This window comes from Nostoc sp. C052, from assembly GCF_013393905.1.
Lineage (GTDB): Bacteria > Cyanobacteriota > Cyanobacteriia > Cyanobacteriales > Nostocaceae > Nostoc.
Window position 1 is genome coordinate 7,811,636 of record NZ_CP040272.1, and the last position, 16,701, is coordinate 7,828,336.

At 41.0% G+C, this 16,701-nt stretch carries 10 protein-coding genes; 4 read left to right on the forward strand and 6 right to left on the reverse strand.

The features are described from left to right. Positions 1-102 precede the first annotated feature (102 nt). Genes FD723_RS32080 through FD723_RS32090 form a run of 3 tightly spaced genes read right to left on the reverse strand, consistent with a single transcriptional unit; the run spans position 103 to position 3,627 of the window. On the reverse strand, positions 103-1,500 hold the full coding sequence (locus FD723_RS32080; protein ID WP_179068948.1) for an ATP-grasp domain-containing protein: 1,398 nt from the start codon (positions 1,498-1,500) through the stop codon (positions 103-105). Between the two features lie 59 nt (positions 1,501-1,559). Beyond that, positions 1,560-2,393 (reverse strand): O-methyltransferase, encoded by an 834-nt coding sequence (locus FD723_RS32085; RefSeq protein WP_179068949.1) that lies wholly within the window; start codon positions 2,391-2,393, stop codon positions 1,560-1,562. 4 nt (positions 2,394-2,397) lie between these two features. Further along, positions 2,398-3,627 carry a sedoheptulose 7-phosphate cyclase gene (locus FD723_RS32090; RefSeq protein WP_179068950.1) on the reverse strand — a complete coding sequence of 410 codons (1,230 nt, stop codon included), beginning with the start codon at positions 3,625-3,627 and terminating at the stop codon, positions 2,398-2,400. A gap of 1,768 nt (positions 3,628-5,395) precedes the next feature. Here FD723_RS32090 and FD723_RS32095 point away from each other — a divergent pair. The 3 genes from FD723_RS32095 (at position 5,396) to FD723_RS32105 (ending at position 8,528) form a co-directional block, all read left to right on the forward strand. Next, on the forward strand, positions 5,396-5,887 hold the full coding sequence (locus FD723_RS32095; protein ID WP_179068951.1) for a hypothetical protein: 492 nt from the start codon (positions 5,396-5,398) through the stop codon (positions 5,885-5,887). Between the two features lie 1,306 nt (positions 5,888-7,193). Then, positions 7,194-8,297 (forward strand): response regulator, encoded by a 1,104-nt coding sequence (locus tag FD723_RS32100; protein ID WP_179068952.1) that lies wholly within the window; start codon positions 7,194-7,196, stop codon positions 8,295-8,297. 57 nt (positions 8,298-8,354) lie between these two features. Next, entirely contained in the window at positions 8,355-8,528 is a 174-nt protein-coding gene (locus FD723_RS32105; protein WP_179068953.1) for a hypothetical protein, read from the forward strand. Between the two features lie 170 nt (positions 8,529-8,698). On the opposite strand, the gene FD723_RS32110 is transcribed toward FD723_RS32105, so the two are convergent. Next, positions 8,699-12,283 (reverse strand): AAA-like domain-containing protein, encoded by a 3,585-nt coding sequence (locus tag FD723_RS32110; RefSeq protein ID WP_179068954.1) that lies wholly within the window; start codon positions 12,281-12,283, stop codon positions 8,699-8,701. A gap of 291 nt (positions 12,284-12,574) precedes the next feature. Here FD723_RS32110 and FD723_RS32115 point away from each other — a divergent pair, with 291 nt between their 5' ends. Further along, entirely contained in the window at positions 12,575-14,266 is a 1,692-nt protein-coding gene (locus FD723_RS32115; protein WP_179068955.1) for an NAD-binding protein, read from the forward strand. Positions 14,267-14,663: 397 nt separating this feature from the next. On the opposite strand, the gene def is transcribed toward FD723_RS32115, so the two are convergent. Next, positions 14,664-15,194, reverse strand: a complete 531-nt coding sequence (gene def / locus FD723_RS32120) for a peptide deformylase (protein WP_179068956.1) — start codon at positions 15,192-15,194, stop codon at positions 14,664-14,666. Between the two features lie 93 nt (positions 15,195-15,287). Beyond that, entirely contained in the window at positions 15,288-16,550 is a 1,263-nt protein-coding gene (locus tag FD723_RS32125; protein WP_179068957.1) for an HhoA/HhoB/HtrA family serine endopeptidase, read from the reverse strand. Between the last annotated feature and the right edge of the window lie 151 nt (positions 16,551-16,701).

Here is a 16,701-nt window from a genome sequence, read left to right on the forward strand (position 1 = left end):
ATATCGGTTATCAGTTGAGTGAGCGACAAGAACCTCTCCCCGCAAACGAGGAAGGGACTATAATGTGCATGAATTCTTCTTCAATTACGAATTACGAATTATTTAATCCCCACCTAATTCCACTAGTTTGCCAATATTGAAGTCTATTTTTACCCATCCTTTGAGTTGTTGGAGATTCTTTAGTAAAAGCAAGGGAATCTGCCAATGATGCAAAGTCAAAAATGGTATGGGGTCATCAAGACTATAAATAGCATCAGTGCCCCGCACTAGAGTATTAATCGATGTTTGCAATTGTTTCCAAGAACGAATACCAGTTAGTCGCCAGACTTCGTGATATAAAAAGTAAGTCGGCTTGCTACTTGCTAAGGGTTCCAGAGGTGCAGCTAGGGGAGTTTTACCAAGATAGGCATCTGCAACACCGGGGTGATTGTAGAACATTGTGATTGCCGAATGGGTACGAGGATTGCATTCAATGGCGTAAACTGTACCGTCTTCTGCTTGGATAAAGTCAAAAGAAACTTGCCCAGTCAGTGCCAAACTCTTGATGAAGTGTTGCACCCATTCACGAATTTGGAGATTTTCGACGTTTTCATAGTTGATTTGAAACGCAGAAGAGTTTGAACAGCAATGCAATCTTAATTCCCCATCCCGCACTGTACTATGTGTGCATAACTCTTTACCAGGGATAAACTCTTGCATAATCCAAGGTTTTTCTGGACTGATGGGTAAACTGTTGACAAAGGCTGCTGTCTCCTCTGGGGTGTCGCAGGGAAGTTTGGTTAAATTTAAGCGGCGAACAGAGTCGTAATCAATACTTTTAAGAATATATTTGCGGGTTTCTTGACTAAAATCGAAATTGATAACTTGTTGAGGATCGGTGATTTTAAACGATTTGGGGACAGATAAACCAAGCGATCGCGCCCGATCGGTAAAGGCAAATTTATCATCCAACATTTTGGTTATATCTGGATCGAAGTGGAAAACTTCGCAGTATTCTGATAATACAGGCTTTGCTAAAGAGTCATAATAGCTAGCGACAGGACTGCATACAGGTACATAAACGTCAACCTTTTCTTGCTTGACAATTTCTACTAGCGCCTGGATATAGCTTTCTGGATCTGATTGTGGAGCCGGAACTGTATAAAAACGACTTACCGCTTTTGAGAATCTATGACCAGACAACCAGTATTTGTGACCTTCAATCAAAATAACTCTGTGTCCTGCGGTATGGAAGGAGCGAGCAAGTTGCAATGCTTTAGTCATCTTGGCTCCACTTACCAAGATAGTCTGAGGATGAGCAGCTACGACAGCTTTTTTCGTAAACGGCGATCGCATCATACCCCACAACAAAGATATCAACACTATCAAAGCATTGAACGGCAAGGCTATTAGTAATAATGTCAGAGTACCGAGAGTCTTGAATAGAGCTACTAGCTTTACCCTAATACCTGTTGATGATGTTGGGGATTGAGGCAGAGATAAAGAAATTGATTGTGCCATAAGTCTTTCCTTTGTGTTTATTGTAGAGACGTTGCATTACAACGTCTCTACAAACTTTGTTACGCCACGCGTCTAATTAGGGTTACACCATCTCTGATGGGTAACAGAACTTGCTCTACACGAGGATCGGCGGCAACAACGCGGTTGAACTGAGCGATCGCTTCACCGTTGGCGGTGCGTTGTTCTGATGGTAGGTAAACTTGTCCTTGCAACAAAGTGTTATCCACACAGATTAAACCGTCGCGAGTCAGTAAATTACTATCCAAAATGATCTCGAAGTAATCTACATACTCTTTTTTATCCGCATCAATGAAGATCAGATCGAATACTTCTTTTCTTGCAGCTAGCTTGTGGAGTGTCTCTAAGGCAGGTGCTACTTCCACAACAATTTTGTCGCCGTGGGGAGACTCACTAAAGCAAGCTTGAGCAAATTCAGCAACATAAGGATCTACTTCACAACCGATAAGTTGCCCATCACTTGGTAATGCTTCTGCCATTGCTAAAGCTGAATATCCTGTGAACATCCCTACTTCTAGAACGCGCTTTGCTTTGGTGAGATGAACAAACATTTTCAATGTCTGTCCTTCCAGATGTCCTGAGAGCATTTCCTGCTCTAGTTGACGCACTGTTTCACCATCGCTGAAACGCTTACTCCAGTCTTCTTTACTAGTTTTTTGCGCCAATGCTGTTAAGTAGCTCGATTCGGGAGTAGTGTAATCATCCAAGTAGGGATCTAAACCTACCGCTAATTGAACACCTTGCCGCAAAGAATCTAATATCTCTACGGGAATGTTGTTCTCTTCTGCTAATTTGAGGGTTTGCTGTAGCTGGGCTACTAAGATACTGTGTGGCGTTATCGGTCTAGCTGTTTCTCGTCCTAAAACACTTGTCATCTCTTCACACCCCTACGAGCTTGGCTTCTTGACTTTCAATGTATGCGTCAACACCTTTTCCGCCACGAGGATATTTAGCACAAAGACGTTTGTGTTCAGCTAGGGCAGCATCAAGCTCTTCACGAGTTAGATCGTTGGCAAAGAAGCACTCACCAATCGGACAAGGCATAGCTGCACGTAGCTTTCCATCTCGTGTCAAGCTTATAGACTGGGTAGCATCCCAGAGTAAATCCCCATCTAGTAGAGGATGATCGAGTGATAAACCTATACGACTCATCAAGTCTAGGATGCGATCGCGCTCTCCTGTGGGAATATAGCCGCGTTGCGCTGCAATGGTTGCAGACAAAGCCATATCTATATTGACCGCATGACCATGATATAGGGGTATCTGAGGTGCTAATTCTAAGGTAGGACTCCAAGTGTGACCGTAGGCAATGACGCGATCGAGGTCTAGTTCATGCAGGTTAGGAGTCTCTAACTCCAACATAGTTTTGATTGCCTCGTAGTTGACTTTATGAGCAATCTTTTTAATTTCTGGTGTCGCATTCACATGTCCAAAGTGAGTGGAAAGCAGTTCTTCGCCATATTCGTATAGCAGTTCAAAGACTTCTGAGTTAGACACTACCGCGATTTTTACTAACTCTGCCATCCCATTACGAACTTGAGCCGTTGGCAAGGTTTTCAAGAATGAGAAATCCAGGATAACTTTCAAAGGTGCATGATATGCTCCCAAGCGATTTTTCAACTTGCGATGATTAACTGCTACCTTAATCGCCACACCTGCATCGATTAAACCAATCAACGTTGTAGGAATACGAATATAGTTGCTCTTGCGACGGTAAGAAGCGCAGGCAAACCCAGCCACATCAGTAACTAAACCACCACCGACGACTAAGACTGGTTCTTTACGAACTAAGCCGAAGTCCGAAAAAGCGTCAACAATTTTTTCAAAAGTTGCCAGGGTTTTAGCTGGCTCTGTAATGATGATCGGAAATACCGTCAGTTCAATGTCATAGTGTCTAAAATATGACCTGATCTGATCGCCATAAAGCTCATGGACATTGGCATCAATTACAGTCAGACAGCGACCAAATTTTGCATAGCTATCTGCAATTTCTCTGTTTTTAATATCAAAGGCACCGCTCACATAGACAAGACTAAAATCGATTTTTTCGTAACCTTGCACGTGAAATGCAGCTTCCGTAGCTTCAAATGACGCTTGAACTTTGTTCATGTGTGTTGACCTGATTCCAATTAAAAAATTGCGATATTTCGGTAATAATTGCGATTTACCTTAATGAATGCCAGCAAGGAGCTATGCTTTTTACCCTTTCAGGTAAAAGACAGGACAAAATTAGCTTTCAATAAAAAGCTAGCTTCTATTACTGACTGGTAATGTTTTTAAACAACACCATTCATTTGAGTAAATTCTGTAAATTGGTTAACCTTTAATTCGGCATAACCACAAACAAGTCAATTAGCCCCACTAGCAATATATTGGCATAGTACTTGCCTGCTTTTTCTGTAGGTTATTGACTTTAAATTGGGGAAAATCATCTGAGTTCAGATTTATTCCACTATATTTAAATATAGTGGCTTTCCAACTGTCCGATTTCGCAAAAATTCTAGCCGAGACAACTGATTATACCGTTGATCTCCAAGCTTCAATTTGAGGTTAGAACCCTGATTAATTGTTAATTCGCTGTTTTGTAGCATTAGTCTAAAGCCTTGTATTACTAAATCTTTTGCACTCTATTTGTTTCAGAATAAGAGTAGACTTTTAGGAAGTTCACTAAATTTCTATTAACTCCAATATGTTACAAATGATTTTACAAAAATCATATCTTAAGTAAACTACTCATATTATTTCTCATTGTCTATCTCCAGACTGACATTTGATATTACAGGCATGATTAATCCCGATCTCGCTGTGTTTTTGCATTAGTGTTAAACCAGAAAATGGCTAAAAACAAAGATGACTCACTGAATTTCATTCGGAGCATAAGTACAATAACTCTTTGTTTGAGTTAATTTAATACCCAGCTATTCATCTGCCTACCTCAGTAACTCCTGGAAATTCAGAATTTAGATATATCTGAGTTGTTTTGTAACGAAAATTTAACTTTTATAAGGAACGGTTCTCTCTGTTAAAAGGTTCTCAGTTTGCTTTAATTCCCTTATTATCGCTAAATTAACCCTTTTCAGTTACCAACCAGCAACTAATTTACTAGTTGGTAACTGAAAAGTACAACACAAATCATAACAATAGAGTAATACAAATCATAACATCTGTAAATATATTTAAGTCAATCCACCGTGCGAAGTGTACTGAATAAGCAGGTATCTCCAAAAAATATGTCTAAAGATAGGTACTTTATATAGCAAGATGTTGTATGATATAAGACTTACCAATTCTGTTAGCGCAGCAAAGCGTAGCCCATTCTATATTCTGACTCCTGTTTTATCTTCTGCGGGTATGGTTCGTAGGTAGAAGATTGCGACTAATTGCCAAGATATGCGATCGCAGGTAACACACTCTCAGACATAATGAAACACACTGTTTTGATATTATGTCTGCGCTGAAAATAGACAATTTTACCTATTCAGCACTCAGCACTCTTCATTAGACCTCTTGCAAAAGTGCCTTTTGCAAGAGGTGGGGAAAGGGGGAAAGGTTAAAGGGGAATGTTAATTCTATCCCTTTTCCCTTTAACCCTTACCCTTTACCCGACTTATGCAAGAAGTCTATTGTTGTACTAGATGTAGAAATTTGCGAGTGCGATCGCTTAGTTACTTGTGATATAAAAAATTGAGTATTTCTAACAGACAGAATCTATTTAAATTACTTTTTATAAAATCTTAATATTTCTCAACTAAGTTTAAAAAATCTTGGGATTGAGTTCATAATTAAGTAGCGATCGCTTTGTAAAGGTTAGTTGATATTTCTTGTCAAACTGCGAGTAAAGTTAGAAACTAAGAAATACAACACACGCAATTATTTTATGACTGCTATTTCTAACCTTGAATTCAAACGGCCAATTTGGCAAACTGCAATCATATTGACTTTAGGCTTTTGGCTCAGTGCAAGTCTAGTTTTAGACTGGGTAATTATGCCTAGCCTTTATCTTTCTGGAATGATGAACCAAGCTGGTTTTACGACAGCAGGCTATACGATTTTTTGGAACTTCAATCGGATGGAGTTATTATCTGCTGCGATCGTATTGACTGGGGCACTAGCTTTAGGAAAAACTCAATATCACTGGCGTATTGGCAGTATTGTTTTATCTGGGCTGTTGCTAACTATAGCTATGCTTGACACCTATTTCTTAACTCCACAGATGTGCGCCATAGGAGTTCAACTCAACCTATTTGAAGCTGCTGCTGCTATTCCATCAACAATGAGTTTACTGCACGGTGGTTATTGGTTACTGGAAGTAGTTAAGCTGGCGGTATGTGGCACACTTTTAACTTGGTGCTGGCGGGGGCAAGTTTAAGTCGATGGAGAAATATAACAGTGAGAATGTCTAATTATAAATCTCACGCCAAAGACGCAAATCATGTATTTGCGTCTTTTTGCTACATATATCTTAAGTAGATAAACAAAAATATTTACAGTTATTGTGTAATTAAATAAGCATCTATAATTGTCTTTTACTGTACATTTTCAGCCTTCCCGGATATCCGAACAAATAAATATTTATAACAATTTTCTGGAAGATGCTATTAATTAGTTTTCATGTTTACTTTACTGATTTATCATGAAGTTTATATATTTCTCCTAACTTTTTTTGAAAATTATAGTAACCTGAATTTTAGTGAGTACTTTGCTTGTTATCTACCATCTAGTTGAAAACAGCTATTTTGCATGTATTTACTACCAATGAAGAATTTCGCTGTAAATTCTTGAATTTGTCACTCTAAATTGTGCAGGTGACTATTTAGCCCCAGCCCCACACAAAATTAGAACCCGTTTGCAGTAATTATGAAGAGATTCCCTTCTGCTAATTTGTCCGCCTGTGCATCTCACTACACACCATCATGGCGACAATTATCAGCCAACTCATCCTTGGCCGGAGGTTTACCATTCTTGTTGTGCAATAATTTTGCCCAATCCCAACATTAAGAGTTGCTCTACAATCACCAACCTAAGTAAGACATTGAGTTTTTGGAATGCTTAGTTTTTAATCATACTTTTTCTCTGAAAGGAGTTTCCCTCAAGAATAAACTTCTTAAAAAAGTACCCGACTACTTTCGTCACAGCTGCAAAAACATAGTTTATCAGTGCGGACTGAATAACTAAAAGCCTTGATTTAGTAGCATTTGCGTCTATATGACAGTAGATTTTGGTCGATTTAGATTTTAGCATTAAGAGCAAAAAAAATTTTGCAATAGAACTAAAATATCTGTAATTTTAGGCTGCAAAATACGGATAACAATGATGCTTTTGTGACTGATGGGCGAGAGCCAATTGTCTATAGTTTGCACTTGAGTTACTGTTAGATTGGCTAGATTAGCTAAAGATACAGAAAACCAATCTAATTTTTGAAATACTATATCCTGGCAACTAGTCGGGCAATTTTGCTATTGGTCAGTAGCATGAATTGGTTTAGTTGTAACTCGCGGATTATAGCTTAACAGAGATTGGTGAATTAAGAGTTGGGGGGTGTGGAATCTCTGTACTAACTCAATTGTGACCACTATATTTATCTGATAGTGCTTCTAACAAAGTCGCAGTGAATTCCGAAAAGGTAATTCGCTAATTTTGCCTGCAAATATTAATTTTATTCCCAAGCAATTCCAATGAAGACACTTCCGATTAGTAGATACAGATTTTTCCAAAAGCTTCAGCCCCTACCGTTGTTAAAAAAAATCACTGGTAAGTCGGTTACTGGTTGTTTGCAGGTGTTTAGTACATCAGGTTCTTGGTCAATATATGTAGACGAGGGTAAACTAATTTATGCCTGCTACTCAGAGAAAATGTTTGAGCCGCTTTACAGAAATTTGCAGTGCTTGAGTCAGGAAATTTCTACTCTCCCTCATGGAATCAAAGACCAATTGCGGGCAATATTTGAAACTGGTATTGAAAATCAGGCAATACCAAATCCAGATTATCTAGCTATTTGTTGGTTAGTCAATCAGAAATATATCAGTCCTTCTCAAGCAGCAATGCTGATAGAGCAATTGGCGCTAGAAGTTCTGGAGTCATTTCTGAACTTAGAAGAGGGGAGTTATGAATTTATTCCTGAAAGCTTTCTGGATGATATGCCAAAGTTTTGTCATCTAAATCTCCGCTTACTAGTTGAACAATGTCTAACACCCCAAAGCTTTGACCAAGACGCTCGTAGAGAAGTAGCTTATCGTCAAACATCACCAAGTTCTCAATCGCACCCCTCACAATTTTTCCAAATAAATGAGCTACAACCTAAAGCCAAAACTACACCAAAATTGCCTGAAATAAACAGCTATAAACCAGCAGCCTACTCTATTAGGAGTAATGAATATAGGGGTCAGCAAATTATTCAACCGGCTGCTGACAAAAAAATCTACACAATCTTTTGTATTGATGACAATCCTACAGTCATGAATGCTATTAAAAGTTATTTAGATGAGCAAACATTTTCTGTTATGGGAGTTACCGATTCGTTAAAAGCTTTAATGCAGATTGTCCGTATAAAACCCGATATAATTTTGTTAGATATTTCGATGCCTAATTTAGACGGATATGAACTCTGCTCTTTACTTCGTAAACACTCACATTTCAAGAATACGCCTGTGATTCTGGTGTCAGAAAAAGTAGGATTTATAGATAGAGCTAAAGCTAAGATGGTTAGAGCATCAGGCTATTTAACTAAGCCTTTTACACAAGGAGATTTACTAAAAGTAATTTTTCAACATATTGTTTAATTTCCTCTGAGAAAAAGCAACTCTACTTAAATAACCTATGATTTTGGAGATTTGGGGTTGAGTATTATCTGGATTGCTACCATTTTATTTATAGAAGATTGTCTGACTGAATTTAAATTAATTAGTTATTATCTTACAGATAGAGAACAAAATTTTATTAAGGCAGCTAGTGCTAAAAAAGCTCTAGAAATAATCTTAGAAGAAATGGCGCTAAAATTGTTGCTGGTGTAGTAATGCCGAAGATGAAGGTATTACCAGAAAGAATATTTCAATCATTATAATAGCGATCGCCCCTCTCTTGTTTGCCATTGTACAATGCTTTATCCCACCTGTAGGGGTAATTCATAAATTACCCCTACAGTGTTTTCCATAAATTAGTTAAAATTTTTGTGGAAGTTTTGTTAGTGATTGCAAAGAGAGCGATCGCTCTTTTCTACTGTCATATTAGTCTTTAGATAATCCTGCACCCACTCACAGCTATATTTCAGCAAGTTGAGATGGAAAATTTGTTGTAGATCCCATAAAATCACAAGTTGGTCATCTCCACCAGAAGCGAGGGTTTTGCCATCAGGGCTAAAGGCAACACTGCTCACATTAGAAGTATGTCCATTAAGCGTGACAAGCAAAGTACCATCGATCTTCCAGACTTTGATCGTATTATCAAAACCTGCTGCCGCCAACATTTGACCATCTGGACTAAATGCTACTCTCGTTAAACCAATACTTTTACCATCAAAAATTCTTACAAGACTACCATCGCGTTTCCAAAGTCGCAGACAACCATCTCCACCAGTGGAGGCAATAAATTGACTATTGGGGCTAATGGCAACTCCAAAAACTTCACTCTTGTGCCCTTCTAAGATGCGATCGGGTTTTTCTAACAGGCGTTGGCTATTTTCTGAAGTCCAAAGTTTAATAGTACCATCAGCACTGGCAGAGGCGATAAACTGCCCATCTGGACTATAAACAATATCCCAAATTCGGCCTGTATGCGCCTGGATAACTTGGTGCAATTGGAACTCTCCATTAGAATCGCGTTGCCAGAGTCTCAGTTTGTAATCAAAACCCACAGTCACTAGCCGATTACCATCAGGACTGTAGCTAACACCCAAAAGGCCGATACCTGGCCCCTTCAAAATGGTTCGCTGATTGCGGTCTAGTTCCCATAGTCTTACAGCACCCTTAGAACCAACGATCGCTAAAGTTCGACCATCGGGGCTAAAGGCGAGACTAAGCATTCGGGAATCTTCTTCAACAATAGTTTTGGCTAAAGAACCATCGCGTTTCCAGAGTTTGACTTCTTTGCCAGCAACGGAGGCTAGGCGTTGCCCATCAGGGCTAAATGCCACCCGCCAGACCATTTCTTGATGACCATTGAGTAGCTTAAGTAAGGGTGAGTTGACTTTCCAGAGTTTGACAGTGTTATCGTGACCGGCAGAGGCGAGGGTTTCTCCGTCAGGACTGAAGGCGACGGTTTGAACATTTGCGGTATGCCCCTGGAAAGTTCTTAATAGAGTACCATCTACCCGCCAGAGTCTTACAGTTTTATCAGCGCCGCCGGAGGCAATGGTCTGCCCATCAAAGGTAAAAGCTACACTAAATATTTCAGCGTTATGTCCTTTAAAAGTTCTCAGGAGAGTGCCTTCTCGATTCCACAGTCGCACCATCTTATCTGCACCGCCAGATACTAAAGTTTGTCCATCAGGGCTAAAAGCAACACTCCAAACAGTTGCCTTTCCGGCTGTGAATGTTTTGATTAGTGTTCCATCTAATCGCCAAAGCTGATTCGTGCCACCTACCATACTAGAAGCGAGGGTTTGACCATCGGGGCTAAAAGCAATTCCCCATACACCACGTTCATGTTTAATAGTTCTAATTAAAGTGCCATCTAGTTGCCAAAGCTTAACGCTAAAATCGCCACTGGCAGAAGCGATAGTTTTTCCATCTGGGCTAAAAGCAACTCGCCACACCGCAGATTTATGCCCTTTGAGAACAGTTAACAATTTACCATCAATCGTCCAAAGACGGATAGCGCCATCAATGCCGGCAGCGACTATCAGGTGGCTATCTGGGCTGAAGCGGACGCTTTGGATGGTTGCAGTATGTGGCAGTGTTCTTACTAGTGTTCCATCCCGCTTCCACAGCTTGACTGTGCGATCGATGCTAGATGAGACAATCCACTGACCATCGGGGCTAAAATCAACCCCTAAGACAATCCCTTGATGCCCTGACAGGTGATTGAATTCATCAGCACCATAGACAGCTTGTTGCAACACTTTGCCTGTTTGGAGATCCAGGGCATTGGCATCTGCAAAATTTTGCAGATCGAGCCGTTGAAATTTCCGTCTGGCTTGGATTGCTTGTACCAGTGCATCTAAGCGTTGATTAGAATTAAAACTACCATTGGAAGCAGCCGCGATCGCTCGTACCTCACTCAGCGATGCTTGTCGATCGGCATAGAGGGTTGCGATCCCCAGGATAATAGCTGCTACTAGAGCTATACTTACCCCTATTAGTAGTCGTTGCTGAAGACGGGCGCTTTTTTGTTCACTTGCCAATCGCGCTTCGGTTTCTTTAAGCCGTTCTACTTCTAATTTTTGTTGGAATTCTCGACGTTCCAATTCCTGACTGGCTGCTAAAAATCGATAGTCCAAATCGCTGAGACTTTTACGCTGAGTCCAATCCAATACCTCTTTTAAGGCATTTCCCCTTAGCAGGCGTGACTCATCTTGAAAATCTGATGCTACCCAAGCATTGAATGGCTGTGAATAAGGGCGCAGATTGTCTAACTGTCTTAATACCCATTCTGAATTGAAAATATTACGGTAGATCGGATTTTTAATTCTGAGATAGCCATTATACTTCTCGACCAATCCCGATAGTAAAAGCTCCGTTTGTTCTCGACTATCATCAATAGGTACGGGAGATATTGGAGGTAGAGGTAAGGAGTCGCTAGTGTCTTTATTGTTTGCGTCCCCCCTGTCCTCGATTTCCTCTGTTTGCAATACCTGCTGATAAAGACTCAACAACCGTCCGGCTTGTTGTTGGTTGAAAAGTAAGCGATCGCGAATAGTGCGGAGGTGTTCGGGTTCATCTTGTGATTCCCAGTTTTGGATAATGTGCGATCGCACCAATTCTTCTACCCAATACGCCTCAGTTTTTGGCGATAAAACAATTTTCCGTTCTGATGACTTTGAGGCAGTTTGCAGAACTAACTGACAGAGTTTTTGAGTCAGAAACGGTTGTCCCCCTGTCCAGTAAATCACCTCTTGCAGCACAACTTCTGGTTGACTGATTGCTTCCTTTAACCCATTTAGCAATGGGCTAGCTTCATGCAATCGAAAACCGTATAACTCTATAGCCGTCCCAATATTAAAAGGTGTCCGGCGTTTATCAGCAATTAAATCAGATGGGCTGGCTACTCCAAACAATGCAAATCCCAAGCGTTGAAAATTCGGATCGTGTGCTTGCTGATTGTAGCAATGACGAATCCAGGCAAAAAAGTCATTGACCGGAAAACTCAAACTCAGTAAACTATCAATCTCATCAATGAAAATAAAAATGCCTTTGGCTTTGTCGTCTGTTTCACCATCGCCCTTGACATTTGGCAGCAACACTTCTTCAACAAACTGGTGTAGTTTTTGTATAGGAGAAAGACCTGCTTGGATATCCCACCATTGCTTAAAGTTGACGTGTTCCGCCAGATTTAACCCGTAGAACATGCTAACAATGATTCCTTTATACCATTGTGCTGATGTGGTATCTTCACTACCCAATTGAGTTACATCTAGGTAGACACATTTATAGCCTTCTGACTTGAGACGACGACTTATTCGCTGTAGTAGGGATGACTTGCCCATTTGGCGAGAGTTAAAGACATAGCAAAAATCACCATCTTTTAGACTGGTATAAAGCTTTTCGTCTGCCTGACGCACAACATAAGTGGGATCGTCACTGTGGAGGCTACCGCCAACTTGGTATCTCATGCAAAAGTGTGATTAGAAAAAAAAGGAAGATATAAAAACAATAATTGAAGAATTCAGAATTCAGAATTCAGAATTCTGAATTTTGTTTAGGGAGACAGAAAGAAAAATTAAAACCTTTTACTCTTATCTTTATACCTTTATACTCCCTGCCCCCAAGTCCCCAATCCCCAGCCCCCAGTCCCTTTTTCAAGCAATCGTGTTGTCAGCTACAGTTATATTCTAGGAAAGTAGGCAACAATATTCGTAAATAACTAGAAATGCAGCCCTACCTATAAAAGATGCTGCCGTTTCATGAAACCCCGAATTATTGTTTGTGGCTTAGGACGTACCGGATATAAAACCTTTCGTCTGCTAAGACATCAGGGAGCCTTCGTTGTTGGTATTCATCATCAATCTATCCCTGGCGAAACGGCAGGAGATGTGATTGTTGGCGATTTACAAGCAGCTTCTACCCTAACAGCAGCAGGAATTGAACAGGCACATACTATAGTAATCGCTGGCTCTAAAGATGCTTTGAATTTGTCTATTATGATGCAGGCGCGGGTGCTGAATCCCCAGATTCGGATTATCAACCGTTTTTATAATACAAATTTAGGGGAGCGCTTAGATCAAAGTTTGCCAGACCATTTGAGTATGAGTGTTGTCGGATTAGCAGCACCCGTATTCACCTTTGCAGCAATGGGAAACCGAGCGATCGGACAAATCAAATTATTTCAGCAAACTTGGCCAATTCACGAAGAATACATTGATGAAAATCACTTCTGGAAGGGTCGAAAGCTGAGTGAATTGTGGGAAGACCGATCGCGGATGCTAATTTATTATTTGCCAGTCAAAGGCGAGATGGATTTAGTGTCAGCTGTCATCTCTGGACAAGAGATAAAAGTAGGCGATCGCATAATCATAGGCACTCAACCCCGCATCCGTTCTCCCCGGCGATCGTTGATTAGAAAACTGCTGAAAGTTATGACTAATTTTAGGCAGTTTCAAGAACACGGGCGATCGGTAGTGCTGGGTGCGATTGCACTATTGGCGGTGATTGCGATCGCTACATTCACCTATATGTCGGCTGAGTTGAGTTTGTCTCCTGTCGATGCTCTATATTTTTCTGTAGGCATGATTACTGGAGCAGGTGGTAATGACAAAGTAGTAGAAAATGCTCCTAACAGTATTAAGTTATTTACTGTTGTGATGATGCTGGTTGGAGCAGTGGTGATTGGTATTTGGTACGCCATGCTCACCGATTTTGTTTTAGGAAGCCGCTTTAAGCAATTTTGGGATGCAGCCCGAATTCCCCAGCGATCGCATTACATTGTCTGTGGCTTGAGTGGCATTGGCGTGAGAATTGTCCAGCAACTCCACATCAGCGGACATGAAGTTGTAGTAGTTGAACCCGACTCCAACAACAAATATATCAACACCGCCCGCGAACTGGGTATTCCTGTCATTCAGGGCGATGCTAGCTTCCGTACAATACTCAAAGCCAGCAATATAGAATCTGCCGCCGCAGTGCTAGCTGTGACTAGCAATGATGCTACCAATCTAGAAATTGCCCTCAAAGCCAAAGGCTTGACACCCACCATTCCGGTGATTGTTCATTATGCCGATCCCGATTTTGCTGGCATAGCGCAACAGCTATTTGGCTTCGAGGCCGTACTGAGTCCGGCTGAACTAGCAGCCCCAGCTTTTGCCGCTGCTGCACTAGGGGGACGCATCCTCGGCAATGGCATCACAGCCGATAGTCTTTGGGTGGCTTTTGCCACTGTGATTACAACTTCACATGCCTTTTGTGGTCAGTGGGTGAAAGATGTAGCCATGTCTGCTGACTGTGTACCTTTGTACGTAGAGACTAATCATCAAACCCTTCATGGCTGGGATTTGTTAGAAACCAATCTCAGTGATGGTGACATTTTATATATGACTATGCCAGCAACGCGGCTATATCAATTGTGGCGAGACGAGCGAGTTTGTGAATCACACATTTAAATAATTCGTAATTCGTAATTAAGTTTTTTGACGGGGATTTAGACGCCGACCAAAAACTTGCCGATTATTGAAACGGGGGATTTAAACCCACGATACTCGGTTAAATAATTCTTAATTACAGCTATTTTCAGGTAAATAGACCATGCGGTAGGGGTACAGAATGCTGTGCCCTTACACAGATGTGTTTCAAATACATGAAAACTGCTGTAACATACCACTTCCCACATCCAATACTGTTCAGTTAAGGCAAGAAACGCGATGAATCGCCGTCTTTACAATAACCAGTCTTTTGTAGAGACGGCGATTTATCGCGTCTTTGTGATGATTTATCGTATCTTTAGCGATCTAAAATTTTCATCAAAAAACTTTAACCTAACTGTATTGTCCCCACTCTCATTTATTTGTTAACTACTCGTTGTTGATATTCTTGCTCAGTAATCATATCGAGAGTGTTCTCTAGGCGATCTACAAATACGATACCGTCGAGATGATCGTACTCGTGTTGAAAAATCCGAGCGATAAAATCGGTTAATTCTTGTTTTTGTAAATTGCCTTGAGAGTCAGTGTATTCCACTTCAATAGATTTATACCGAGGAACTAACCCCCTAATTCCTGGAACACTTAAACAACCTTCCCAATCTTTGACAACTTCAGTTGAATGGGCAATGATTTTGGGATTAATCATGGCAGTAGGTTCCATTTCTGGGGCGTTGGGATATCTGGCATTAGGACGGGAAGCCACGATAAATAAACGATAGGATTGTGCTACTTGAGGCGCAGCAATTCCCACGCCGTTAGCCTTGGCCACAGTGGCAATTAAGTCTTCGATTAATTTTTGGATTTGCTCATCTTGAATATTCTCAACCCAAGCAGCTTTTTGGCGTAATGTTGGATTTCCTAATTGAATTATTGGCGCTAATTCAGTCATGATAAAACTCCTTTAATTAATGGGGACTGGGGATTGGGTACTGGGGACTGGGCTAATGACTAATGACAAATGACTAATGACAAATGGCTCACATCATCCTTCACGTCTTACGGGCAAAGCAGCAGGTTGGACTCCTACTTGGACAATTTTGCCATTGCGTTCTACTTCTATTGGTAATTTAGTACCGATTTTGCTCTTTTCTACTAGCTTTTGTACTTCTTCAATTTTAGTTACAGGCTGGCTGTTAATGCTTTTGATTACATCACCAACTCGTAGTCCAGCTATAGATGCAGGCGATCGCGGCACAATCTCTACCAGCAAAACGCCCTCATCTGCTGTCAGATTTAAGCGATCGCCTGCGACATTTTTGATTCTTTCTTTATTTTCTGGTGTCAATGTCACCATCTGAACACCCAAATAAGGATGATCCACCTTGCCTGTAGCGATTAATTCTTGGGCAATTCTTTGCACAGTGTTAATGGGGATAGCAAATCCCAAACCTTGAGCGCCTCGAATAATTGCTGTGTTCATCGCAATCACTTGACCACGAGCATTGAGCAATGGGCCACCAGAATTACCAGGGTTAATCGCAGCATCCGTTTGGATGTAATCAACCCGCTTATCACTAGCGCCGATGTCGCTACTAGAACGACCTGTAGCACTAATAATCCCAGAAGTGACGGTATTATTCAAGCCTAATGGATTACCGATGGCAATTACAGCTTCTCCTGGTTGCAAAGCGTCGGAGTTACCCACAGATAAAGTTGGCAGATTATTCGCATCAATTTTAATCGCAGCCACATCCGTTACCGGATCTTCACCCAAAACTTTACCATCAAAAGTCCGCCCATCTTTAAGTGTCACAGTCACTCTATCAGCACCGTCTACTACATGGGAATTGGTCACAATTTGACCTGAAGAATCAATAATAAATCCAGAGCCACTACCCCGTTCTACGCGTTGTCTAGCCTGTGGGGTTCCCTCTCCAAAAAACCGCCGAAAAAATGGATCGTTGTTAAATTCGTCTGGTACGCGAGAAGTAATTGTTCGAGAAGAATCAATGCGAACTACCGCAGGGCCCACTTGTTGCACTACTTTCACTATAAAATTAGGATCTCCAGATGAAGAGAAAATCGGCGGGGGGACAATTGCCGAATTGGGTTCTATTGTCTTTTGGGCTTGAGTCTGGTTTTGTTGAGCCTCAATTGTCTTAGCAGGTAGAAGAGAGCAGCTCCCCAGGAACACCACTGCTACCCCGGATGAGAACATTCCCAGAATATTATTTACCCCCCATCTGTGGGGCAAAAGCCTGGTATTTATCTTTTTGGGCGCTGAGTGATGGTTTGTTGTCTTCATGTGTCGTTGCTTCTCCCTTGTCAGTCAGTGGGTGTTAGGATCTTGCCTACTGGGTATGTCCCAAAATGATTACAACTTAAAAGCTTATTTTAGGTCTAGCGTGTCTCAATGCTAAATTGATGCTCTCTCTTCTATTGTGACGTGGTGGATA

What these genes read in the sequence shown, in the direction of transcription:
- FD723_RS32080 (WP_179068948.1), bottom strand. Translation starts at nt 1,500, where the DNA reads ATGGCACAATCAATTTCTTTATCTCTGCCTCAATCCCCAACATCATCA.
- FD723_RS32085 (WP_179068949.1), bottom strand. Translation starts at nt 2,393, where the DNA reads ATGACAAGTGTTTTAGGACGAGAAACAGCTAGACCGATAACGCCACAC.
- FD723_RS32090 (WP_179068950.1), bottom strand. Translation starts at nt 3,627, where the DNA reads ATGAACAAAGTTCAAGCGTCATTTGAAGCTACGGAAGCTGCATTTCAC.
- FD723_RS32095 (WP_179068951.1), top strand. Translation starts at nt 5,396, where the DNA reads ATGACTGCTATTTCTAACCTTGAATTCAAACGGCCAATTTGGCAAACT.
- FD723_RS32100 (WP_179068952.1), top strand. Translation starts at nt 7,194, where the DNA reads ATGAAGACACTTCCGATTAGTAGATACAGATTTTTCCAAAAGCTTCAG.
- FD723_RS32110 (WP_179068954.1), bottom strand. Translation starts at nt 12,283, where the DNA reads ATGAGATACCAAGTTGGCGGTAGCCTCCACAGTGACGATCCCACTTAT.
- FD723_RS32115 (WP_179068955.1), top strand. Translation starts at nt 12,575, where the DNA reads ATGAAACCCCGAATTATTGTTTGTGGCTTAGGACGTACCGGATATAAA.
- def (WP_179068956.1), bottom strand. Translation starts at nt 15,194, where the DNA reads ATGACTGAATTAGCGCCAATAATTCAATTAGGAAATCCAACATTACGC.
- FD723_RS32125 (WP_179068957.1), bottom strand. Translation starts at nt 16,550, where the DNA reads ATGAAGACAACAAACCATCACTCAGCGCCCAAAAAGATAAATACCAGG.